This is a genomic window from Pelomonas margarita, from assembly GCF_043555875.1.
GTDB lineage: Bacteria > Pseudomonadota > Gammaproteobacteria > Burkholderiales > Burkholderiaceae_C > Pelomonas > Pelomonas margarita.
In genome coordinates this window covers 44,157-65,835 of record NZ_JBIGHW010000014.1, presented here as the reverse complement: position 1 = coordinate 65,835, position 21,679 = coordinate 44,157, and the positions used below count along the sequence as shown (strand labels likewise).

Genomic DNA, 21,679 nt, shown 5'->3' with positions numbered 1-21,679 from the left:
GCATCCAAGCGCAACGATTCACGACACCCGCACGTCAACCGCATGCTGATGGTCATGTGCCTGCGCCAGCAGGCGCTCGACCTTCACGCCCTTCAGCGTCACGCCCCGCACCGGCAGCGCGGCCTCCCCGCGCAGCCGGCTCACATGCTTGGCCTCGGCCACCTCGACCTCCGACACCTGCAGGCCCTCGATGGGCGTGAGGCGCTTCTCCAGGGTTGGCATCAGCGTGCGCCACTGGTAGAGCACGTCCATGTCCACGTCCAGCACGCTGCCTACCAGCCGGTGCGCCTTCACGCGGCGCAGGTGGATGTTGCGCACGTGCCCGCCGCGGCGCTCGTTGGTCTTCACGAACAGCAGGTTGAACAGTTGCACCTTGTGCGTGCTGGCGCGGTTGTCGACCTCGCAGTCCTCCACCAGCACCTCCGACACGCCACCCGCCAGCTCGCTGCCGATGGCCATCAGCTGGTGTCCGTTCAGCACGCGACAGCGCCGCACGACAATGTGCCGCGACGGTGTGGCCAGCCGCCAGCCGTCGCGTTCGCGGCCGGACTTGACGGAGATGGCGTCGTCGCCTTGGTCGAACGTGCAGTCCTCGATCAGCACGCGTTGGCTCATCTCGGGGTCGATGCCGTCGTTGTTGTGGCCGTGGGCGCGGATGCTGATGCCGCGGATCAACACGTCCTCGCAGAGGAAGGGATGCACCGTCCAGAACGGACTGTTGACGATGCTCACGCCCTCCAGCCGCACGCGCTTGCAGCGGTTGAAGTGCAAGAAGGGCGGGCGTAGCCGCGCGCCGGGCATGAAGGCCTCGTCCGTCATGCGCCGCTCGGTGGCGGGCACGCCGTCGACGGACATGCGGTACAGCGCCACCAACGCATCCATGTGTGACTTGGGCCGCGTGAACCACTGCGTCCAGACATCCATGCCGGCTTCCAGCGTGCCGGCACCGGTGATGGCGATGTCCTCGCAGTCGAAGGCGTAGACCAGTGGCGAATGCAGCATGCACTCCAGCCCTTCCCAGCTGGCCTGCACGGCAGGCAGATAGTCGGCCGGGTCGGAGGAAAAGCGCAGGGTGGCGCCCGGCTGCAGGTGCAGTTCGACACGGCTCTTCAGGTGCACCGGCCCGGTGGGCCAGCGACCGGGCGGCACGATGACGGTGCCGCCACCGGCGCCATGCGCGGCGGCAATGGCAGCAGCCAGCGCGGCGGACGTGGCGGCCTGGCTGTCGACGCGGGCGCCGAAATCGGTGATCGCGAAGCGCGGTCGGCCGGTGAAGTCCGGCAGCGTCAGCGCCGGCATGTCGAAGGGCGTGGACCCGACCGGCACACGCTTGGTGGCCAGCGGCCGGGCCCCCGGCACGGCGCAGCCGACCAGCGTGCTGCCGGTGGCTGCCGCGGCACCGGCCGCCAGCAGGGCGCGGCGGCTTAGCTTCATGGCACCAGACCGGCCGCCTTGGCCGCCTCGTCCAGTGAATCGCCCACCAGCGCCAGGTTCTGGATGGCCGCCAGCCCCCATTGCGCCGAGCCGTTGGTGCTGATGCCCGACTGCTCGTCCAGAGGCCGCAGCACGTTCACGCCGGCGATGCGCCGGATGCGGCCGTCGCCCTTGAGCGCGCTCGACGAGAAGAACTCCCGCCAGGCCCGCAGCGCCAGCGCGCGGTCACCCTCGTGGAAGGCGGCATAGGCCGTCATGCGCGAGCCGGTGTCGGCCAGGTTGAGCTTGCCGGGGTCCTTGCCCAGCAGCGTGGTCAGCTCCGTGCGGGGCGCGTTGTAGTAACGGCAGTACTCCAGCCAGGCCTTGCGGTAGGCCGGCACGTCCACCAGCGTCAGCAGCTCGGAACTCATCTCGATGACGCCGAACACGCCGTTCAGGTGCGAGATGGAGACATGGTCGCCCGGCCCGGCAAACTTGCCGGTCTTGGCGTCGTAGGGTGCGCCGCCGGCGAACCAACGGCGCTTCAGGTCACCGATGCTCTGCATGCCGTTGACCAGCTTGTCGCGCCAGCGCTTGTCGCCGGTGCGCTCCCATTCGGTCAACCAGGCGGCGATCCATGAGCCCCAGGTGGTGCCGAAGGACGCGTTGGGCTGTCCAGGTGCCGGCTCGCGCGAGGGGTCCTTGGGCAGCTTGCGCGAGATGTCGACCTTGTCGATGTCGGCGTCGGACTCCAGCAGCTCGCGGATCAGGTCGCCGCAGCGCTCATCAGCGGTCAGGTAGAAGTAGATGCGACGGTAGGCGGCGTTGGAGACGCGCGGCTGCTTGGACGAGTCAGACCAGTGCTGCACGCCATGGCGAGTGCCGAACCCCTTGAAGCGGCCCAGGTGATAGACGTCCACCTCTCCGGTGTGGCGGGTCATGGCCTCGGCCATCTTGAACACGTCGGCACGGCCTGTGCGCAGATAGCTGTACCAGAGCCACAGGTCGGTCGACAGCTCCGAGTTGTCCCAGGCGTAGCCGCCAATGTCGTAGCGCCACATGTGGCGGTCGGCGTCGTAGGCGTGCATGACGTCGCCGTAGTGCCAGAAGCCGTACCAGCGGTGCTGCTCGATCTCCTTGAGGTACTGGTCCAGCTGCACCGTCATGCGGTCTTCGATGAGCTTGCGTGCCGGCGTGCGCGTGTCCACCACGTCCCAGTCGCCAAACACGGCGGCCGCATGCAGGCGCTGCGGTGTGAGCACCGGCCGTGCCGGGTTGGCCACCTGCTCGGCCATGTCGGAGAACGTCTGGTGCGACGGCGTGGCAGCCAGCACCCACAGCTGCAGCTCGCTGGTGCGGGCCACGCCGACGGACGTGTCCCAGCCGGCCTCGTAGTCCTCATACGTGATGTTGAGGCCTTCGATCTCCTCGGCATGCGTGTCCATCTCGCCGGCCGAGCGGTAGGAGCGCATGTCCATCGCCGGTGCCGAGGGAGAGTACAGCCAGGCCGTCACGTCGGCCATGTCACCGGCCGCGCCGCGCACGTCCAGCCGCACCGGCGCGCGCTGCCAGAAGTCCTTGAAGCCCAGCACCACGCCGCCCGCCGCCCCGCCTGCGTAGACCAGTCCCTTGCTGCGGCCGCCGCTGTTGCTGTCGATCCAGGCATGGCCGGGCGCCGTGCGCTTTTTCAGCGTGAAGCCGTCGGCGCCGTGCTGCGATAGCGAGAAGTCGCTCCATTCTGGAATCCACTTCAGCCCGTCCTGCACGGTCTTGGCCATGCCGCTCAAGGGCGGTAGCGCCTGGCCGGCGATCTGCGCGTCCCGGTAGGCCTTGCCGGGGTCGCGGCGCAGGCCCGTGATGGGCCGCACGGCCTCACCCCACACGCCCACGCCCTCGCCGGAGAAGCGGATGTGGCGGTCGTGGGTGGCATTGGTCATCGGCACCTGTGCCGTCACGCCCAGGCCGGCGATGAAGTCCTTGGCAGGCTCGCCGTCGAAGACGAAGGTGTGGACGATGCGCACGCTCTCGGCGCCGGCGTAGAAGTACAGGCGTACGGAGAAGGGCAGCCAGTCGCGGCCGTTGCTGGTGTGGGTGCCGTCCAGCTTGAGGACGGCGCGCACGGGGCCCTGCTGTTCGACGGTCACCGTGTTGACCTTGCTGCTGAAGGCCTGGCGGGCGGTCTTGCCGTCCAGCTCGGGCTCGGCGCCATCCTGGCGGAGCGCGACGAGGCGCATGTTCTTCAGCGTGACGCGGCCGGCGCGCGTGGCCTCGGCGATCAGCGCCTCGCCGCCTGTGGGCACGGTCCAGCTCAGGTCACCGGCGCTGATGATGATCTGCGTGGCGGTTTGTTTGACGGTCAGCCCGCCCGCTGCTGGTTTGCCGCTCTCCAGCTTCAGCTCACCGGCAGGTACGCCGCCGGCGAGCGCGTGGGCCGTCCACTTCAGCGAGCCATCGGGCCAGTAGGCCAGCGGCCAGGATTGAATCGGGTGCGTGCCCAGCTTGAAGTCCAGCGCCTTAGCGGCCGAGCGCACCTGACCGCGCGGCCAGGGCACGCCGAAGGTGGCGCCTTCGAAGCGTGCGGGGGCCTGGCCGTCCAGCCAGCGCAGCTGGGTGTCGGCAACGGGCGTGGCCGCTCCGGGCAGGTTGGCCGTAGCCGCTTGGGAGACAGGCAGCGACGAGGCCAGGGAGGCGGTGGCCGTTGTCTGCAGGAAGCCACGGCGGGAGAACGGAGTCAGCTTCATGGGAACCTTGACGGTGTAGGGCGGGTCATGACCCGCCGTTTGGTGGTGGGGTGCTGCTCAACCCAGCGGCGGGTCGCGACCCGCCCTACGGGGTGGGTTTTCACTTCAGGCTGCGGTAGTGCTCGGCCAGCACGTCGAAGGCCAGCTTGCGCTGCCCCGTCTCGGAGAGCAGCCCCTTGCGGTTCCAGCCGTTCTGGAAGATGGGGTGCTCGCGGCGCGGGGACTGGAAGTCCTTCAGCACCCAGGGCGAGAGGCCGCGCAGGTTGGGAATCCCGGCCAGCATCTTCAGCGTCTCGCGGTAGTAGGCGGCCTGGAATTCTTCGCTCCACTTCTTCGGCATGGCGTTGCCGTCGTGATGCCCGGCCAGCGCGTCGGCGCCGAACTCGGAGGCGATCAGCGGCTTGTCCGTCGGCAGTGCCCACTTCAGCCGTGCCAGGTCTTGCAGCGTGTCGTTGCCATACCAGCCCGCATAGGTGTTGACGGCCATCACATCCAGATGCGGCAGCAACGGGTCAGCGATCTTCACCGTGTCGCCCTCGCGCTCCACCAGCAGCGCGGCGCTGATGAGGCGGCTGGGGTCCAGCGCGCGCACGGTGGCGGCGAGCGCGGCATGGAAGCGCGTGCGGTTGTCGGCCACCGGCGTCTCGTTGCCCACGCTCCACAGCGCGAGTGCTGCGCGGTTGCGGTCGCGGTAGATGGTCTCGGCCTGCATGCGGCGGGCCTTCAGCAGCACGGCGGGGTTGTCCCAATCCACGGTCCAGTAGACGGGGATCTCGCTCCAGACGATCAGGCCCAGCTCGTCGGCCACGCGCAGCATGGTCTCGTTGTGCGGGTAGTGGGACAGGCGCACGTAGTTGCCGTTCAAGCCGGTCTTCACCTCGCTCAGCAGCGCGCGTGCGGCCGATTCGGTCATGCGGCGGGCCGGATTGGCGCCCAGCTCTTCCTCGTGGATGGACACGCCGCGCAGCGTGATGGGCTTGCCATTGAGCAAGATGTCAGCGCCCTTGACGGCCAGCGTGCGAAAGCCCATGCGCTCGTTCACGGCGTCAGTACCGGCCGCGAAGCGCACCGCGTACAGCTGCGGCGACTCCGGCGACCAGCGCTTCAGCGTGGCCGGTGCGGGGAGGTCAAAGCGCGCCTCGCCGTCGGCGCCGGTCGTCGCCTGCGCCTTCAGGCCCAGTGCGGCGATCTGCAGGCTCACGGCCTGGCCGGCGGCCTGTGCGCCGTTGAGCTGCACGCTGCCCACCAGGCGGCCGGCGTCAGTGAGGCGCAGCGTCGCGTCGTCGATGAAGGTGGCGGGCGCGCGGATCAGCGTCACGGGGCGTGTGATGCCGCCGTAGAGATCCCAGTCGGTGATCTCGCCGGGGATGCTCTGCGCGTCGTGCTTGGCGTTCACGCCGACAACGAGGCGGTTGCCGCTGGCGCGCAGCGCGTCGGTGACCTCCAGCACGAAGGGCGTGAAGCCGCCCTCGTGCCGGCCGACTTCCTTGCCGTTCACGTAGACGTGGGCGCGGTAGTTGACGCCCTCGAAGCGCAGGAAGCTGCGCTCACCGGCCAGCGGCGGCTTCACGTCAAAGCGCCGCTGGAACCAGATCAGCCCGTCGTACCAGCGCAGCTCGGGCTCGGCGGCGTTCCAGGCGCCGGGGATCTGCATGCCAGGCGCGCGGTCCAGGTCGAACTCGAAGAAGCCGGTGCCGGGCTTGGCCTCCTCGGCCGCGATGTCCACGTCACGGTGGCGCTGCATGCGGCTCTTGGCGACCCAGCCGTTGATGTCGGTGAGGCCGGTGCGGTAGTAGTCCTTGGAGTAGGTCCAGCGGCCGGAGAGGTCCTGCACGTCGGCGCGCTGGCCGGTCAGGAGCAGCGGCGGGCGCAGGTTGTCAGCGGCGAAGGCGGGCGAGGCGATCAGCGCCAGCAGCGCGAGGGCGCGGCGGATCACTGCTGCACCTCGATGACCAGCACCGACTTGGCCGGCAGCGTCAGCGCCAGCGTGCCGTTCTTCGCTTCGGCCTTGAAGGGCTGGGGCTTGACGCGGTCCGGCGCGTCGAACCAGTTCTGGGCGTCCATCGCGGCAGCCGTCATCAGCTGGCCACTCACGGCGCGCACGCCCTTGCCGCCGACGGCGAGTTGCACGGGCAGGTCCTGGCGCGGGTTGACGTTGGCGAGGCTCAGGATGAGCTTGCCGTCGCTCGAGCGTGCTGCGCTGGCGCTGAGCGCAGGCATGCGGTAGTCGCCCTGGCTATAGATGGGCACGCCGGTGAGCACTGGCACCTTGGGCAGCCCGGGCTTGGCCAAGGTGTACTCCGGCACGCCGGCCACCTGCACAGGCAGCGAGGTGGCATCCATGAAGGGCAGGTGCATCGCGAACGCGTGGTAGGTCGGCGTCAGCACCATGCGTTCCTTGTCCGTGACGATCATGGCCTGCAGCACGTTGACCATCTGGGCCATGTTGGCCATCTTCACGCGCTCAGCATGGCGGTGGAACACATGGAAGTGCAGCGCCGCCAGCACCGCGTCGCGCAGCGTGTTGCGCTGGACGAGGAAGCCAGGGTCGGTGCCGGGCTCGGGGTCGTACCAGCTGCCCCACTCGTCGAAGTAGATGGCGAACTTCTTGGCCGGATCGTTGCGGTCCAGGATCTCGCGGTGCTTGGCGAGGTAGTTGTCGATGGTCTGGGGCACGGCCAGCGTGGAGATCCACTCGGCCTCGGGGAAGCCCACAGCTGCGCCCTTCTTCTTCCAGTCACGCGTGGGCAGCGAGTACTGATGGTGCGTGATGGCGCTCATCTGTTTGATCTCGGCACTGAGCGTCTCGGTCCAGTGCAGCTCCAGCTCCTGGCCGCCGCTGGCGACGAGCTTGGGGCGGTTGCCGCGCGGCGCCTTGGCGAAGGTGGCCCAGTGCTTGTAGAGGTCGGCGTAGTAGCTGGGCTTCATGTTGCCGCCACAGCCCCAGCTTTCGTTGCCGATGCCCCAGTACTGCACGCGCCAGGGCTTGTCGCGGCCGTTGGCGCGGCGCTCGCGGGCCAGCGCGGTGTCGCCCTCGGCCGTCAGGTATTCCAGCCACTGCGCCATCTCCTGCACGGTGCCGGAGCCCAGGTTGGCGTTGATGTAGACCTCGGTGCCCAGCTGGTCGGCCAGGTCCATGAATTCGTGCGTGCCTACCGTGTTGGGCTCGATGACGCCACCCCAGCTGGTGTTCACGCGCGGCGGACGCTGGGCTTGGGGGCCGATGCCGTCGCGCCAGTGGTACTCGTCGGCGAAGCAGCCGCCGGGCCAGCGCAGCACCGGCACCTTGACGGCCTTCAGCGCGTTGACGACGTCGCTGCGCCAGCCGCGCACGTTGGGGATCTTGCTGTCCGTGCCTACCCACAGGCCGCCGTAGATGCCGCTGCCGAGGTGCTCGGCGAACTGGCCGTAGATCTGCCGCGCGATGACGGGGCCAGGTTGGTCGGCCTGGATGTCCAGCTTCACCGGCTCCACCGCCTGCGCAGCGATCGGGGTCAGGGAACTGAGCGCGAGGCTGAGGGCGGGGAGCAGATGTTTCATCATTGGCAGCGAAGGATTTGGAAATCTCTGATCTGCAAACGGCTGGCTGTTGTCCTCAGCGCGAAGTGGCCGTGCAGGCGTGGATTGGCGTCGGCGCGTGTAAAGAGTTCGTTGCTGTCAGCCCGCCAGCGCAGGTGAACGGAGTCGCTGGCCGTGGGTTGACGCGAAACAATCTCGATGCTGATCGGTTGGGCCGTTCGCAACCGGGTCGCGCGCGTCATCGGCTGTTCGCCGGGCTCGGCGCTTGAACCGTCGGCGAAGCCCGCCAGCAGCCGGCGCTCGCTGCCGGTGTAGTGGCGCAGCCGCGTGGTGGTGTTGGCGTTAGCGCCGAAGCCCACGTAGTAGGTGGGCAGCGTGTCGTAGCCAGCGAACTTGCCGGTGCGTGGATAGGGCTCGCTGCCGTCGGCTTCGAGCGCATTCCAGAACATGTTCAGGTCGGAGATGCGGCCCGCGTGCGGCCCGGCGCTGGCCGGTGCGGGCAGGGCCACTGCCGTGAAGCGCACGGCGTAGTCGCCAGACAGCGGCTCGCGCCACCACAAGCTCAGGCCCGCAGGTGTGGCGATGTCCAGCACACCGCCCGCGGCGGTGACGACGGCGCGCGTGTCCTCGGCCTCCAGCCGCCAGCGGCTGAGGCCGGCATGGAAGTCGTCAGCGGCGACTTGCTCCAGCTTCTTGGGGGCCTCGCACCACGCCGCTGCAACCAGCGGCGCGACGAGGATCAGCCCGCAAAGTGGAAGACGGACGGCAGATCCCATTGGCGCGGCTTGTTGTCGGGTTCGACCTCCATCAGCGGGGCCATGTAGTCCCACCAGCGGCGCATGACGGGCTGCAAAGGCAGCTCGGCGATGGGGTAGCCGGGCTTGAGCTTGAGCACGGCGAACAGGCTCAGCGTGCTCTCGTCCAGGAAGATGGAGTAGTCGTGGATGCCGGCGCCGCGCAGCGCCTCGGCCAGGTCGGGCCACAGCTCGTCGTGGCGCTTCTTGTACTCGGCGACCACGCCGGGCTTGAGCTGCATCTTGAAGGCGCGAATCTCGTCGCTCATGGGGTTTGTCTCCTGTTTGCTCAGAGCACGTCCTGTTCGGCCATGCTCAGTGTGGACACGTCGCGGCGCTGCAGCGCGGCGTCGGCCAGGGTGGTGTGGGGCGGCAGGCCGGCGAGCTCGCAGCGGGTGCCGACGCGGATGGGGCTGGCCAGCTGCAGCCGGCAATCGCTGCCGAACTGCCAGCCGCGCACGTCCTGCACATGGCCTCCGCGATTGGCCTGGATGTCGAGCGCGTTGAACTCGAAGTCGCGCAGCGGCACTTCGTCTGTGGCGTCCACCTCGAAGGCCACGTCCGCGCCCTGCGCGCTGAGTCGGGTGAGTCGCACGCCCTCGACACGGGTGCGGCCTTGTTCGGCTGAAACCGGTGCGGCCAGCGTGTGCCAGTGGGTCGGGGCGTGTGCTGCCTCGGCCTCGGGCAGCGTGGCGCGGCTGTAGGCGGGGTTCCAGTTCATCGTGGCGCGCAGGGCCACGGGCACGTTCAGCAGTTGCAGGTCGGTGATGCGCAGGTCCTGCACGAAGCCGCCGCGCGTGGGCGCGGACTTGAACAGCAGGCCCACCGGCACCGGCCCGTGCACGGTGATGCGCTCCGCGGTGATGCGGCGGATGCCGCCCGAGGTCTCGCTGCCAAAGGTCAGGCCGGCGGCGCCCTCGCGTACGACGCAGTCGCTGATGTGGATGTCCTCGCAGACGCGCGCAACACGCAGGCCGTCAGCGTCGCGGCCGGCCTTCAGGCACAGCGCATCGTCGTTGACGGCGATGTCGGCGTGGCGGATGGTCACGCGGCGCGAGGAGTCGATGTCGATGCCATCGGTGGACGGGCCGTGCGCGTCCTCGTTGTTACGGATGGTGACGCCGTCGACAGTGACGTCTTCCGAGTAGCAGAGGTGCAGCGTCCAGAAGCCCGAACGGCGCAGCAGCAGGCCGCCGCCGATGTGAATGCGTGCGGACTCGAAGACCTGGATCAGACGTGGGCGCTGGCAGTCGTAGTCCGAAGCCCAGCGCAGGCCACGCGGCTCGTAGGTGGCACGCAGCGCCCAGTAGCTGTCCCAAAAGACCTGGCCATCACCATCGATGCAGCCCTCGCCGGTCAGGGTGACGTCCTGCTCGCCATAGACGTTGACCAGTGCTGCCGGCCAGCGCATTTCGATGCCGGCCACACGGGTGGGCAGCAGCGGATAGTCAGCCAGATCGCGAGAGCCGAGCAGCGTGGCGCCATGCGCCAGGTGCAGCGTCATGCCGCTCTTCAGAAACAGCGCGCCTGTCAGGTAGACGCCGGGGCCCAGACGCAACTCCGCGCCCTGCAGAGCCGCCGCATCGATGGCGGCCTGCAGGGCGCGGGTGTTGAGGGTGCACCCGTCGCCGCGTGCACCGTAGGCCTGCGCTTGCACGCAAGCCCGCGTCATCAGACGATGCCGGAGCCGCTGGCGCCAGCCTTGGGCGGGCGCTTGACGGCGACCTGCTCGCGATAGCCGGCAGCGCGGTAGGCAGCCACCGGGTCGATCGCGCCGCCCGAGCGCAGGCGGGCCATCGCGAGGATGGGGCTCACGTCGGTGCGGAAGGCCTTCTTCAGCGTCTGCGCTGCTTGCAGCACGTCGTTGGATTCCTGGAAGCCGGCGAGGGCAACGCGGTCCACCATCGACACCTGCACGAAGGCGCGCTGCACTTCGACGGCGCTGCTCATCAGGCTCTCGATGGGATCGGTCACGTTGTGCGACTGGTCCAGCATGTACGACGGGTTGAAGCCGGCGCCGTCACGGGCTTGCGAGTCCGCCAGCTCGTTGAAGATCAGGAACAGCTGGAACGGGTCGATGGAACCCGAGTCCAGGTCGTCGTCGCCGTACTTGCTGTCGTTGAAGTGGAAGCCACCGAGCTTGCCGAACTGCGCCAGGCGCGCCACGATCATCTCGATGTTGGTGTTGGGCGCGTGGTGGCCCAGGTCCACCAGGCACTTGGCCTTCGGGCCCAGCTCTTTAGCGACGGCGAAGCTGGTGCCCCAGTCGGCGATGACGGAGCAGTAGAACGCCGGCTCGAACAGCTTGTGCTCGATGTACATCTGCCAGTCGTCCGGCAGGGCGGCGTAGATGCCCTTGGCGCTGTCGATGTAGCGCTCCAGCGCACCGCGCAGGTTGCTCTGGCCGGGGAAGTTGGCGCCGTCGCCAACCCACACCGTCAGGCCCTTGGAGCCCAGCGTCTTGCCCAGCTCGATGCAGTCGATGTTGTGCTGCACGGCCAGCTCGCGCGAGGCCTTGTTGGTGCTGGTCAGGCTGCCGAACTTGTAGGTGGCGGGCTGGCCGGCCTGGTCCTGGAAGGTGTTGCTGTTGACGGCGTCAAAGCCCAGGCCCAGCTCGTCGGCCTGCTGGCGCAGGGCCTTGGGGTCGGCGGGCTTGTCCCAGGGGAAGTGCAGCGACACGGCCGGTGTGGCGCGGGTCAGCTGGTTGATGACGGCGCAGTCTTCCAGCTTCTCGGTCACGTCACGCGGCTCGCCCTTGCCGGGAAAGCGGGCGAAGCGCGTGCCGCCCGTGCCTGCGCCCCAGCTGGGCACGGCCACGCCGAAGGTCTGGGCCTTGGCAGTGAGGGCCTCGATGTCCACACCGCGGCGGGACAGCATGCCGCCCAGCGCGTCGTAGTCGGCCTGCAACTCAGCGCGCAGCGCGGCGTTGTGTTGTTCGACTTGGCCAGCGTCAATCATTTGCTTGGTCATGGGAGTCTCCTGCGCGTTCAACGAGTAAACGCCGCGGCGTTGCCCGCGTCAACGTTCAGCACATTGCCCGTGCTCTTGCCGGACTTGTCGCTGGCCATGAAGTACACGGCCTCGGCGATGTCCTCGGGCAGCACGCTGAGCTTGAGCATGCTGCGCTGGCGGTAGAACTCTTCGATGTTGTCGCTGTCGATCTTGTTCGACGCTGCACGCTCTTCCTTCCACTTGCCGTCCCAGATGCGCGAGCCGCGGATGACGGCGTCGGGGTTGACGACGTTGACGCGCACGCCGATGGCCGCGCCTTCCAGCGCGATGCAGCGGGCCAGGTGGATCTCAGCGGCCTTGGCCGTGCAGTAGGCGGAGGCGCCGGCGGAGGCGACCAGGCCGTTCTTGCTGGCCACGAACACCATGGAGCCGCCGATCTTCTGCTGCTTCATCAGGCGGAAGGCTGCGCGGCCAACCAGGAAGTAGCCCGTCACCAGGATGTCCTGGTTGCGCTGCCAGATTTCCAGCGTCGTGTCTTCCAGCGGGGCGGCCGAGGCGATGCCTGCGTTGGACACCAGAATGTCCAGGCCGCCGAAGCGCAGCGCGGTGGCCGTCAGCACGGCTTCCACTTCAGCTTCGGACGTGATGTTGCCCTGCACGGTGGCGACGGCGTCCTTGCCGCCGACCTTGACCAGGTTGGCATGAGCTTCGGCCAGCGCGCCGGCGTCGATGTCGGTCAGCATGACGCAGGCACCTTCCTGCAGCAGCTGGCGGGCAACGGCCTGGCCGATGCCACCGGCGCCGCCGGTGACCAAGGCCACGCGGCCGGCCAGGCTCTTGGGCTTGGGCATGCGCTGCAGCTTGGCTTCTTCGAGCAGCCAGTACTCGATGTCGAAGGCTTCCTGCTCGGGCAGGCCGACGTACTTGTCGACGCCGTTCGCGCCGCGCATGACGTTGATGGCGTTGATGTAGAACTCGCCGGCGATGCGAGCGGTGGCCTTGTCCTTGGCGAAGGACAGCATGCCGACGCCGGGGATCAGGTAGATGATGGGGTTGGCATCACGCACGGCCGGGCTGGTCGGGCGCTTGCAGCGCTCGTGGTAGGCGCGGTAGTCGGCGCGGTAGGCTTCCAGCGCGGCGTCCAGGCCTGCCAGCACGGCGTCGACGTCGGGGTTGGCCGGGTCGAAGTCCAGCACCAGCGGGCGGATCTTGGTGCGCAGGAAGTGGTCGGGGCAGGACGTGCCCAGTGCGGCCAGCTTGACCAGATCGTTGCTGGCGACGAACTGCAGCACGGCGTCGCTGTCGTTGAAGTCACCCAGCTTGCGCTCGTCGGCGCTGATGCGGCCGCGCAGTGCGGGCATCAGCTTGGCGGCGATGGCAGCGCGCTGCTCGGGGGCCAGCGTCACGGTCTTCACGCCGCCGAACACCGGCTGCTTGATGTTTTCGTTCAGCCACTGCTCGGCCAGGCGGATCATGTCCAGCGTGATCTCGTAGCAGCTCTTGGCGGTGTCACCCCAGGTGAACAGGCCGTGACCTTCCAGGATGATGCCCTTCAGGTTGGGTTGCGACGTGGCCAGGGCTTCCAGCTTCAGGCCCAGGTCGTAGCCAGGGCGCTGCCACGGCAGCCAGCCCAGCTGGCCGCCGAAGATCACTTCGGTCAGGCGCTTGCTGTCGGCGCAGGCGGCGATGGCGATGATGGCGTCCGGGTGCATGTGGTCGACATGCGCCTTCGGGATGTAGGCGTGCAGCGGGGTGTCGATGCTGGCAGCGCGCGGGTTCAGGTTGAACGTGCAGTGCGGCAGGTAGTCGACCATCTCGTCTTCATGTTCCAGGCCGCGATAGCGCTTCTTCAGCGCATTCAGCTTGTCCATGTAGAGCGTGGAGAAACCATCCAGCTTGATGGAGCCCAGGTCGCCGCCCGAGCCCTTGACCCACAGCACCTGCACGTCTTCACCGGTCAGGTGGTCGCGCATCGTGACCTTGGCCGAGGTATTGCCGCCGCCGAAATTCGTCACGCGCAGATCGGAACCCAGCAGGTTGGAGCGATACAGCAGCAGTTCGGGTTCGCTCAGTTTGGCCGCCACGGCATCGTCCCACTTGGAAGCGATCGGGGTTTGCGCAGGAGTTTGGGAGTTTGCAGTCATCAGCTTGCCTGGTTTCAGTCGTATTCGTTGCCCGGAGCCTTTTCGGCGTGCCGGCACCTGTCAGCGACGGGTGATCCATGGTGGAAACGGGCCGCAGTGTGGGCCGAAACACTGCCCCCGACACAGCGCCGCAACAGGAAATCAAAAGGATGAGCGAAAGCGCGCACCGCAGCGGTGCCGCTCACGAAACGCTCACGGCCGTGAGCGTTTCGTGATTGACGCTGTCATTCGACTGACGTAATCTGCTTTCGGAACTGTGTTTCACCTGCAGTCTGAGCGATCTTGATTGCACTGCAACATGGCGACGGCGCCCGGCGGCCAACGGCCTGGGGCGTGACCCGAGAGGGTGCCGACGAAGGCGGCCTCCGGCAAAGCGATGCCCACCCCAAGAGGTCGGGCAACTTCCGAGAGACAACGGTCGCCGCCGCTGCAGGAGGGCGCCCGATAGCCAGGTAGCCCCATGATCAATCACAAACGGCACAAGCGTCTGCTCAAGCTGCTGGACGAGCGTGAGCACGCCAGCGTGCAGCAACTGATGGAATGGTTGTCGGCGTCGGCCGCGACCGTGCGCCGGGATATTTCCTGGCTGGCCGCGAAAAACCAGCTGACGCGCACCCGAGGTGGTGCGCAGCGCCTGGAGCAGAAGAAAAAGGCCTACACGCTGTCGAGCGAGACCTTTCAAAACAATGCGCAGCAACATACTGCTGCCAAACGCGCCATCGCTCGTTATGCCACGTCGATGTGCAATAACGGCGAAACCATCATCATCAACGGCGGTACTACCACGTTCATGATGGCGGAGTTTCTCGTCGAGAAACAGCTGAAGATTCTGACGAACTCGTTCCTGATGGCCGAGCGCCTGCTCGTCACCAGCGACAACGAGATCATCCTGCCCGGCGGCAAGGTCTACCGTGAGCAGAACGTCATCCTCAGCCCGTTCGAGAACGACGTGGCTCAGCACCATTACGCCGCCAAGATGTTCATGGGCGTCTACGGCCTGAGCATCCTGGGCCTGATGGAGGCCGACCCGCTGCTGATCCAGGCCGAGAAGCGCCTCATCGGGCAGGCTGAGGAACTCGTCGTGCTGGTGGACAGCTCCAAGTTCCAGCGCAAGGCAGGTCTCGTGCTGTGCGGGCTGAACCGCGTGTCCACCGTCATCACCGACACCGGTGCGTCCGACAGTGCGGTGCAATTGCTGGAGCACTACGGCGTGCGCGTGATCACCGTGGAGCCGGAACAGGTGGACCCTCGCGTGGTGGAGGCTTCGGCCATGAGTTCGCATGACTATGCGGCCGTGCTGGAGTCGGGCGCTTACCACCGTCATGCGGGGCTGAACTCTTGAGCGCTTTGCCTCCCGGAACCGTAGTTCTCGACATTGGCAAGACCAATGCGAAGCTGACCCTCATCGATGCCGACGGCCACACGCTGGCCGAGGCGCGCACACCCAACACGGTGCGCAATCTGGGTCCCTACCCGCACCACGACACGGAGCGGCTGTGGGCCTGGATGCTGGGGCAACTGCGCGAGCTGTCGCAGCGGGCGCACATCCGCGCCATCGTGCCCGTCACGCATGGCGCGACGGCTGCGTTGGTGGATGACGCCGGCCTGGTGCTGCCGGTGCTGGACTACGAGCATGTGCCCGGCGATGCCGCCGACGCGTCGCGTTATGCCGGGCTGCGGCCGGTGTTCGCCGACAGCGGATCGCCCGCGCTGCCGGCCGGCCTCAACCTTGGCCGCCAGCTGGACTGGCTGGCCGCGCGCTTTCCCACGGAGTTCGCGCGGGCAAAGCATGTGCTGATGTACCCGCAGTACTGGGCTTGGCGCCTGTGTGGCGTGGCGGCCAGCGAGGTCACCTCGCTGGGCTGCCACACCGACCTGTGGCGACCCGCCGTGGGGCGCTTCTCCAGCCTCGTCGAGCGGCTGGGCTGGGAGCCGCTGTTCCCGCCGCGCCGCGACGCCTGGGCGCGCTTAGGCGTGCTGCTGCCAGAACTGGCAGCCGACACGGGCTTGCCCGCTGATTGCGAGATCGTCTGCGGCATCCACGACAGCAATGCCTCGCTGCTGCGCCACCTGCTGACGCTCAAACAGAGCGGCCCCTGCACGGTGCTGTCCACGGGCACGTGGCTGATCGCCGCGGCGCTGGGCTCGGCCACCAAGCCGCTGGTCGAGGCGCAGGACATGCTGGCCAACTGCGATGTCTTCGGTGAGGCCGTGCCCTGCATGCGCTTCATGGGCGGGCGGGAGTTCGGTGCGCTGGCGGGCGAGCGGCCGGCGCCGTTCACGGCGGCGGATGTCGAGCGCCTGATCGCGCGGCAAACCATGGCGCTGCCGTGCTTTGTCGAGACCGGCGGGCCGTTCGCCGGTCAGATCGGTCGCGTGGTTGGGCCCATGCCGCAGAACGATGCCGAGCGCGCCGCGCTGGCCACGCTCTACGTCGTGCTGATGACCGATCACTGCCTGCAGGCGCTGGGTGCCAGCGGCCGTGTGGTGGTGGAGGGCGCGTTCACGGTCAATCCGTGGTTCGGCCCCTTGCTGGCCGGGCTGTCGGATGGGCGCGATGTGGCCGTGTCCGACGACGGCAGTGGCACGACCTGCGGCGCCTGGCTGCTGGATGCCTGGGGCCGCGAAGCCGCGCCGGCGCCGGCGCCGGTGGCGGCGTGGTGCCCGCCGGGGTGGCGGGCCTACCGCGACCAGTGGCGCCAGGGCCTGTAGGGCGGCGGGTCAAGCTTGTAGGGCGGGTCAAGACCCGCCAGCACCGGTGGCAAGCCGCCAACCCATGCAAAGGGCTGGCCTCTCGCGAGGCCGGCCCTTTCTTCATGGGCGCTGCCGGATCAGCTGCGGCGGCGGCGACGCGCGCCCGCCAGGCCCAGGCCGGCCAGCGCGACCAGCGCCAGCGAGCCCGGCTCGGGGAGGGTGAAGGCCCGCACGCTGTCGATCTCGGCGCGGCTGTAGCCGCTGGTGTCGGTGGCGCTGTCGAAGGTGTAGATGCGCACCTCGTCGAAGCCCGCCAGGTCGCTCAGGCCCAGCACGCCGCCAACGAGCTGGCTGCCCAGCCCCACGTTGCCGCTGCCGGTGACGGCGCCGTCCAGCAGCGTCACCCAACGCGCGTAGATGGTGCTGAAACCCGAGCTGACGGCCAGCTCGATGCCGTGCAGGTCAGCGCCCGCGCTGCGGATGGACACGTAGGCATTGGTGCCGGCTGTGCCGAAGAAGTTGCCGCTGAAGGCCTCGGTGTAGACGTCGGCCGGATCGACCAGGCAGTCCAGCCCAGCGTAGCCGCAGCCGCCGTTGTCGTTGGCAACGCCCGTGTGAGAGATGACGAGACCGCCTTCTGCCCAGGGGCTGGCCAGCGTGACGTTGGCGTCGAAGTCGGCCGCATAGGACAGGTGCGCGGCCTGGCCGGGCGTGGTGTTGCCAGCGCCGGTGGTCTGCACGACGGCGGCCATGGCGGGCGCGGCGAGCAGCGCGGCGATCAGAGGGATGAGTTTGGTTTTCATGATGCAGTCAGGCGTCAGTTAGCCGGAACGAGGTCGATGGCATCGAAGGACAGGCCGGGGCTGAGGAAGTTGCTGCCGCCGGTGCCGCTGGCGATGTTGATGGTCAGCGTGTTGGTGCCGACCACGAGCTGGCTGGCCGGGATGTCGAAGTTGTAGGTGCGGTTGAAGCCGCGGTAGGTGCCCACCGTCAGGTTGCGCGACACCTTGGGCGGCGCAGGCGGGATGCCCGACGACCAGCTGTTGACCGTGACCACGGGGCGGGCGCTGTTGAAGTCCGCCGTCACACCCAGGCGCAGCCGCAGCGGTGCGGTGTTCTGGCCCCGCTTGAGCACAAAGCGCACCTGCAGGCCGTTGTTGTGGTTTTGCCATTGGTAGGCTGGCCAGTGCAGCGCGGGGGTGGACTGACCCACGATGTAGGGCCCCACCTTCCACGAAGCCATGCGCACATCGCTGGGGTGCATGAAGGTCAGCTTGTCGCCGTTGATGAACTCCAGCGGCGTACCGTCCCAATGGCCGATGCGCCACAGCGCCGGCTTGGTCTCGGGGTCGGCCGTGATGGCGATGGGGTTCATCGTGTAGTCGGCGTTGGCGGTCACCACCACCGAACCGGTCTGCACCGGCAGCTCGCCCTTGTAGACCGTCATCGCGTAGGTGCCAGGCAGCATGCCGGTGGCCTTGAAGCGTCCGTCCACGGGATCGGCATCGGCCCAGTACTGCGCCTGCGCGTTGGCGAAGCCCACCGTGTAGGGCAGGCCGGCGATGCGGTTGCTCAGGCCGGCACCGGTGACCGAGCCGCGGCCTACCGGCGGCACATAGCCCACCATGCCCACCTGGCCGTACCAGCTGGTGTCGGGCCGGGCTGCTGGCGTGCTGCCGTCGTTGAAGATCATCGTGTAGGTGTTCAGCACGCCCATGCGGTAGGGCTCGGTCTGGGCTTCACCGTAGTTGACGATGTAGGTCAGCTCGTTGTTGGTGCTGGTGATCTGCTGCAGCAGGCTGCGGTAGAACGGGCCGCCGGAGCCGCCCTCATGGTTGTCACGCCAGAACCAGATGCCCACGCCGGGGCCGGTGCCGCCGACGAACTCCCAGTCCTTCAGCCGGCGGTTGGCGTAGTGCTTGGAGCGGGACTGGCCGGCGCGTGGGTCGGTGCTGGCGAAGCCAAACACGTCGCTGGCCTCGATGGCGCCGCTGGTGCCGCGAAGGTCTTCGGCCCAGAAGCTCTCGCCGCCGTAGGTGAGCAGGCCACCGGCCGCCTGGGCAGGTCCGCCGTTGGGCAGCCTGTCGACCCGGATGCGCGCAATGAAGCGCACCAGGCCGTGCACATCGGGCTGCTCGGTGAAGTGCGTGCCCATGTGGATGTTGGACTCGCCGCGCTTGACGACGTAGTAGTGCGTCAGCCTGCCGCCCTTGAGGCTGTCGCTGGTGAGCGTGACGCGGATGTAGTCGCTCGCGTTGACGACGCCGCCGTTGGTGGTGGCAGCAGGCGTCACGGTGCCGTTGGCACTGACGGCCTCGACCTTGAGGCCCACGGCGCCCACACCGTTGTAGAGCCAGTCGGCACCGGAGTTCAGTTGCGTGCCGCGCGACGGGTCGGCGTACTCCACACCCTTGTAGACGATGCTGGACAGATCGCCGATGGCGGTGGTGCTGCTGGCATCCCAGCCGCGCACCTTGAACACCAGCCCACCATCGGTGTCGATGATGTACTGCGGCCGCGCCGCGTTGTTGTTGTCGTGGACGGTGGTGATGCTGAAGGCGGCCATCGCCACCGGCGTTGCCGCAGCAAGCAGGCCTGCGGCCAGCCAGCGCGCCCCGCGTGCGCGCAAACACGTCGTGTGCATGAAGTCTCCTGGTTTGTGTCGTTATTCACGAGACAGGGCGATTGCCCGTCCGTGGCGGCGGACTCTAGGGAGACAAGGCAGCGCCGTGCGGTCAACCGCATGAGCGTTTCATGCAGGTACGGCGTTGCTGCGTTCTGCTATGCCGGCACGTGATACGGCCGAGCAAAAAGCTGATGGCTGCAGGCTCGCCGCCGCGTGGGGCGGGTCGTGGGCCGCCAGCATGTCTGGCATGGCGCCACCCAACGGCGGGTCGCGACCCGCCCTACTTGATCAGGGCCTGGTAGGTCAGGTTGCGCACGCGGTGGTTGAGCGTCGAGCCGCCGGCCGGACGCAGCTGCGTCATGAACAGGATGACCAGGCGTTCCTTCGGGTCCACCGTGTACTGCGGGAAATAGGCGCTGCCCCAGCCGTAGGCGCCTTCGCTGCCCAGCTCCTTGAAGCCGCCGGTCTTCACGTTGACCCAGAAGCCCAGGCCGAAGCCGTCGGCATCGCCGCGCGCCTTGTCCCCCAGGTGGTTGGCCGTCATCAGCGCCACGGTCTTGGGCGACAGCAGCCGCACGCCGTCGAGCTCGCCCTGGTTCAGCAGCATCTGCAGAAAGCGCGTGTAGTCGCCGGCGGTGGACAGCAACCCGGCGCCGCCGGAGAACAGCTTGCGTGGGCCGTTGACGAAGTCGCTGCGGGCGGGGGTCTCCAGCAGTTTGAGCTGGCTGCCTTCAAGGCCATAGACGTTGGCCAGGCGGCCCACCTTCTCGGGGGGCAGGAAGAAGTGCGTGTCCGGCATGCGCAGCGGTCCGGTGATGCGCGTCTGGATGAAGTCCTCCAGCGACTGGCCCGACACCACCTCCACCAGGCGCCCCAGCACATCGGTCGCGTAGCCGTAGATGTACTGCTCGCCCGGGTGGCTTTGCAGCGGCAGCGCGGCCAGGCGGTCGGTCCAGGCGGCCAGCGTCTCGTCGTGGCCGACGAGGTACCAGTCTTTCATGCCCGCTGCGTCGTAGGCCGCCTTGGCCGGGCCGGCGCCGTAGCTCATGCCGGCCGTGTGGGTCAGCAGGTCGTGGATGGTGAGCGCGCGGCGCGCCTTCTCGGTGCCGCCGTCGGCCTTGGCGACCTGCAGGTTGGCAAAGGCCGGCAGGAACTTGGCCACCGGGTCCTTCAGCAGGAAGCGGCCTTCCTCGTACAGCATCATCACGGCCACCGAGGTCAGCGCCTTGGTCATGGACGCGATGCGGAAGATGGTGTCCGTGCGCATGGGCTGCGCGTTCTCGATGTCGCGCTGGCCGTAGGCCTTGAAGACGACCGGCTTGCCGTCGCGCATCACCACCATCACGCCGCCGGCCAGCTGCCGGCGGGCGATGTCCTCCAGGATGGCGGTGTCCAGTCGCTGCAGGCGCTCGGCCGAGAAGCCGGCTGTCAGCGCCGGCTGGCGCGGTGCGGCGGTCGTGGAAGGGGCGTGGGTCAGCGCGGCGCAGGCCAGCGCCACGGCAAGGACGATGTGCTTCATGGCAGGACTCAGTCGCCCAGCGGGCGGAGTTGGGTGAAGCCGGGGCTGATGGCGACGCGGAACTGCTCCGGCGCCTGCGGCTGGGCCGGCACGATGGCGCCGAGATCGTCGCGCAGGTGTGCGGCCACCGGCACCCGGGCTTCCCGCAGGCCCAGTGCCACCAAACGGGCCAGCTGCATAGCGCCGTAGTTGTTGTGATGGGTGTTGTCCAGCTTGCCGTTGTTCACCGGGTGGGCTGCCTGTGAGCGCTCGGGGCCCAGCGCCTCGTAGAGCTGGATGCTCATGGCGTTGAGGTCGATGAAGGCCAGCTTCATGGCCTGTGCGACGGCGCGTGCGGCCTGGGTGTACTCGGCCAGGCTGGGGCGCAGCTTGCCCGTGGCCGGGTCGAAGTTGCGGCGCTCCATGGACGACACGATGACCGGCACGCCGCCGCGCGCCAGGATGGCCTCGGCATGGGTGCGCATCTCGGCCTGGTAGGTCTGGGCGTTGCCGCTGCCGTCCTTTTGCTGCTTCTGGTCGTTATGGCCGAACTGCAGCAGCACGGTGTCGCCGGGCTGCAGCGTGGAGAGGATCTTGTCGATGCGGCGGCGCGCCAGCGAGTCGCGGAAGGTCTCACCCGACTCGGCATGGTTGGACACGGCCACCGTGGGTTTGAACAGCGCGGTCAGCATCTGGCCCCAACTGGCGTAGGGCTCACCGGATTGGTCGGCTACCGTGGAGTCACCCAGCAGGTAGACGGTGGGCACGGTGACGGGCGCGATGGTGAGGCTGCGCAGCGCCGGCTGCGTGCCGTTGAGCTCCAGCGTCAGCCGGCGGTCCCAGGCCCAGGCCTCGCTCTGGATCTCGCGCTCCTTGAGCTTGACCCGGCCGGCCGCAATGGGGGGCTCGCCGGACACGGCGGCGATATTGGCCGTGCGCACGTTGACGATGAAGCTGTGCGTCTCGGTGCGACCGGCGGCCACGCGCACGCTGTCCAGCTGCAGGCGGCGCAGCTCGGCCTTGATCGTCGTGTCGCTGGCGGCCGGGCCGCCGAGCGTGGCGGTGACGCGGTAGTTGCCCTCGGGCAGGTTCACCGAGAAGAAGTAGGGCAGGCCGGCGCCGTTGCGCGCCTCGCCTGCCTCGAAGCCGTGGCCGCGCTCCCGGCTGTAGGCCGTGTCAGCCGACACTGCCTGCTCGCCTGGGGCGGGCTGGCCGTCGAAGTTGAAGCGCAGCGCCTCGGTGGCCCAGGCGGGCGTGGCGAGCAGGCTGGCAACGAGGAGCAGGGTGGGCTTCATGGC

Annotated in this window: 15 protein-coding genes; 2 read left to right on the top strand and 13 right to left on the bottom strand. The window is 68.2% G+C overall.

Going from position 1 to position 21,679, the window contains the following annotated elements; all coding sequences use genetic code 11:
• Window positions 1–18: 18 nt before the first annotated feature.
• The 9 genes from ACG0Z3_RS20005 to ACG0Z3_RS19965 form a co-directional block, all read right to left on the bottom strand.
• Window positions 19–1,434, bottom strand: a complete 1,416-nt coding sequence (locus ACG0Z3_RS20005; RefSeq protein ID WP_394400880.1) for a glycoside hydrolase family 28 protein — start codon at window positions 1,432–1,434, stop codon at window positions 19–21.
• Window positions 1,431–4,154: an exo-rhamnogalacturonan lyase family protein gene (locus tag ACG0Z3_RS20000; protein ID WP_394400877.1), complete on the bottom strand. Its 2,724-nt coding sequence runs from the start codon at window positions 4,152–4,154 to the stop codon at window positions 1,431–1,433. Before ACG0Z3_RS20000 ends, ACG0Z3_RS20005 begins: the two co-directional genes overlap by 4 nt.
• A gap of 100 nt (window positions 4,155–4,254) precedes the next feature.
• Window positions 4,255–6,090: a glycoside hydrolase family 2 protein gene (locus ACG0Z3_RS19995; RefSeq protein ID WP_394400874.1), complete on the bottom strand. Its 1,836-nt coding sequence runs from the start codon at window positions 6,088–6,090 to the stop codon at window positions 4,255–4,257.
• On the bottom strand, window positions 6,087–7,694 hold the full coding sequence (locus ACG0Z3_RS19990; protein WP_394400872.1) for an alpha-N-arabinofuranosidase: 1,608 nt from the start codon (window positions 7,692–7,694) through the stop codon (window positions 6,087–6,089). Before ACG0Z3_RS19990 ends, ACG0Z3_RS19995 begins: the two co-directional genes overlap by 4 nt.
• Window positions 7,694–8,449, bottom strand: coding sequence for a DUF6250 domain-containing protein (locus ACG0Z3_RS19985; RefSeq protein WP_394400869.1), 756 nt, complete (start codon window positions 8,447–8,449; stop codon window positions 7,694–7,696). The genes ACG0Z3_RS19990 and ACG0Z3_RS19985 overlap by 1 nt, the downstream gene beginning before the upstream one ends.
• Window positions 8,413–8,736 (bottom strand): L-rhamnose mutarotase, encoded by a 324-nt coding sequence (locus ACG0Z3_RS19980; RefSeq protein ID WP_268165124.1) that lies wholly within the window; start codon window positions 8,734–8,736, stop codon window positions 8,413–8,415. Before ACG0Z3_RS19980 ends, ACG0Z3_RS19985 begins: the two co-directional genes overlap by 37 nt.
• A 20-nt stretch (window positions 8,737–8,756) precedes the next feature.
• Window positions 8,757–10,139 (bottom strand): glycoside hydrolase family 28 protein, encoded by a 1,383-nt coding sequence (locus tag ACG0Z3_RS19975; protein WP_394400865.1) that lies wholly within the window; start codon window positions 10,137–10,139, stop codon window positions 8,757–8,759.
• Window positions 10,139–11,437: an L-rhamnose catabolism isomerase gene (gene rhaI, locus ACG0Z3_RS19970; protein ID WP_394400862.1), complete on the bottom strand. Its 1,299-nt coding sequence runs from the start codon at window positions 11,435–11,437 to the stop codon at window positions 10,139–10,141. Before rhaI ends, ACG0Z3_RS19975 begins: the two co-directional genes overlap by 1 nt.
• Before the next feature lie 17 nt (window positions 11,438–11,454).
• Window positions 11,455–13,563: a bifunctional rhamnulose-1-phosphate aldolase/short-chain dehydrogenase gene (locus tag ACG0Z3_RS19965; protein ID WP_394400859.1), complete on the bottom strand. Its 2,109-nt coding sequence runs from the start codon at window positions 13,561–13,563 to the stop codon at window positions 11,455–11,457.
• A gap of 460 nt (window positions 13,564–14,023) precedes the next feature.
• Here ACG0Z3_RS19965 and ACG0Z3_RS19960 point away from each other — a divergent pair, with 460 nt between their 5' ends.
• Together ACG0Z3_RS19960 and ACG0Z3_RS19955 are read left to right on the top strand one after the other, a co-directional pair.
• Window positions 14,024–14,905 carry a DeoR/GlpR family DNA-binding transcription regulator gene (locus tag ACG0Z3_RS19960; RefSeq protein ID WP_394400857.1) on the top strand — a complete coding sequence of 294 codons (882 nt, stop codon included), beginning with the start codon at window positions 14,024–14,026 and terminating at the stop codon, window positions 14,903–14,905.
• A 5-nt stretch (window positions 14,906–14,910) separates the two neighbouring features.
• Window positions 14,911–16,275: an FGGY-family carbohydrate kinase gene (locus ACG0Z3_RS19955; RefSeq protein WP_394400855.1), complete on the top strand. Its 1,365-nt coding sequence runs from the start codon at window positions 14,911–14,913 to the stop codon at window positions 16,273–16,275.
• A 119-nt stretch (window positions 16,276–16,394) separates the two neighbouring features.
• Here ACG0Z3_RS19955 and ACG0Z3_RS19950 read toward each other — a convergent pair whose 3' ends face one another.
• From ACG0Z3_RS19950 to ACG0Z3_RS19935, 4 genes are all read right to left on the bottom strand, one after another.
• The gene (locus tag ACG0Z3_RS19950; RefSeq protein ID WP_394400852.1) at window positions 16,395–17,060 is read right to left on the bottom strand and encodes a PEP-CTERM sorting domain-containing protein; all 666 of its coding nucleotides are present in this window, start codon (window positions 17,058–17,060) and stop codon (window positions 16,395–16,397) included.
• Between the two features lie 14 nt (window positions 17,061–17,074).
• Window positions 17,075–18,901, bottom strand: coding sequence for a rhamnogalacturonan lyase B N-terminal domain-containing protein (locus tag ACG0Z3_RS19945; protein ID WP_394400850.1), 1,827 nt, complete (start codon window positions 18,899–18,901; stop codon window positions 17,075–17,077).
• Window positions 18,902–19,163: 262 nt separating this feature from the next.
• Window positions 19,164–20,402, bottom strand: a complete 1,239-nt coding sequence (locus tag ACG0Z3_RS19940) for a serine hydrolase domain-containing protein (protein WP_394400847.1) — start codon at window positions 20,400–20,402, stop codon at window positions 19,164–19,166.
• 8 nt (window positions 20,403–20,410) lie between these two features.
• Window positions 20,411–21,676 (bottom strand): rhamnogalacturonan acetylesterase, encoded by a 1,266-nt coding sequence (locus tag ACG0Z3_RS19935; protein WP_394400844.1) that lies wholly within the window; start codon window positions 21,674–21,676, stop codon window positions 20,411–20,413.
• Window positions 21,677–21,679 lie beyond the last annotated feature (3 nt).

What these genes read in the sequence shown, in the direction of transcription:
- ACG0Z3_RS20005 (WP_394400880.1), bottom strand. Translation starts at nt 1,434, where the DNA reads ATGAAGCTAAGCCGCCGCGCCCTGCTGGCGGCCGGTGCCGCGGCAGCC.
- ACG0Z3_RS20000 (WP_394400877.1), bottom strand. Translation starts at nt 4,154, where the DNA reads ATGAAGCTGACTCCGTTCTCCCGCCGTGGCTTCCTGCAGACAACGGCC.
- ACG0Z3_RS19990 (WP_394400872.1), bottom strand. Translation starts at nt 7,694, where the DNA reads ATGAAACATCTGCTCCCCGCCCTCAGCCTCGCGCTCAGTTCCCTGACC.
- ACG0Z3_RS19985 (WP_394400869.1), bottom strand. Translation starts at nt 8,449, where the DNA reads ATGGGATCTGCCGTCCGTCTTCCACTTTGCGGGCTGATCCTCGTCGCG.
- ACG0Z3_RS19980 (WP_268165124.1), bottom strand. Translation starts at nt 8,736, where the DNA reads ATGAGCGACGAGATTCGCGCCTTCAAGATGCAGCTCAAGCCCGGCGTG.
- ACG0Z3_RS19975 (WP_394400865.1), bottom strand. Translation starts at nt 10,139, where the DNA reads ATGACGCGGGCTTGCGTGCAAGCGCAGGCCTACGGTGCACGCGGCGAC.
- rhaI (WP_394400862.1), bottom strand. Translation starts at nt 11,437, where the DNA reads ATGACCAAGCAAATGATTGACGCTGGCCAAGTCGAACAACACAACGCC.
- ACG0Z3_RS19965 (WP_394400859.1), bottom strand. Translation starts at nt 13,563, where the DNA reads ATGACTGCAAACTCCCAAACTCCTGCGCAAACCCCGATCGCTTCCAAG.
- ACG0Z3_RS19960 (WP_394400857.1), top strand. Translation starts at nt 14,024, where the DNA reads ATGATCAATCACAAACGGCACAAGCGTCTGCTCAAGCTGCTGGACGAG.
- ACG0Z3_RS19950 (WP_394400852.1), bottom strand. Translation starts at nt 17,060, where the DNA reads ATGAAAACCAAACTCATCCCTCTGATCGCCGCGCTGCTCGCCGCGCCC.
- ACG0Z3_RS19945 (WP_394400850.1), bottom strand. Translation starts at nt 18,901, where the DNA reads ATGCACACGACGTGTTTGCGCGCACGCGGGGCGCGCTGGCTGGCCGCA.
- ACG0Z3_RS19940 (WP_394400847.1), bottom strand. Translation starts at nt 20,402, where the DNA reads ATGAAGCACATCGTCCTTGCCGTGGCGCTGGCCTGCGCCGCGCTGACC.
- ACG0Z3_RS19935 (WP_394400844.1), bottom strand. Translation starts at nt 21,676, where the DNA reads ATGAAGCCCACCCTGCTCCTCGTTGCCAGCCTGCTCGCCACGCCCGCC.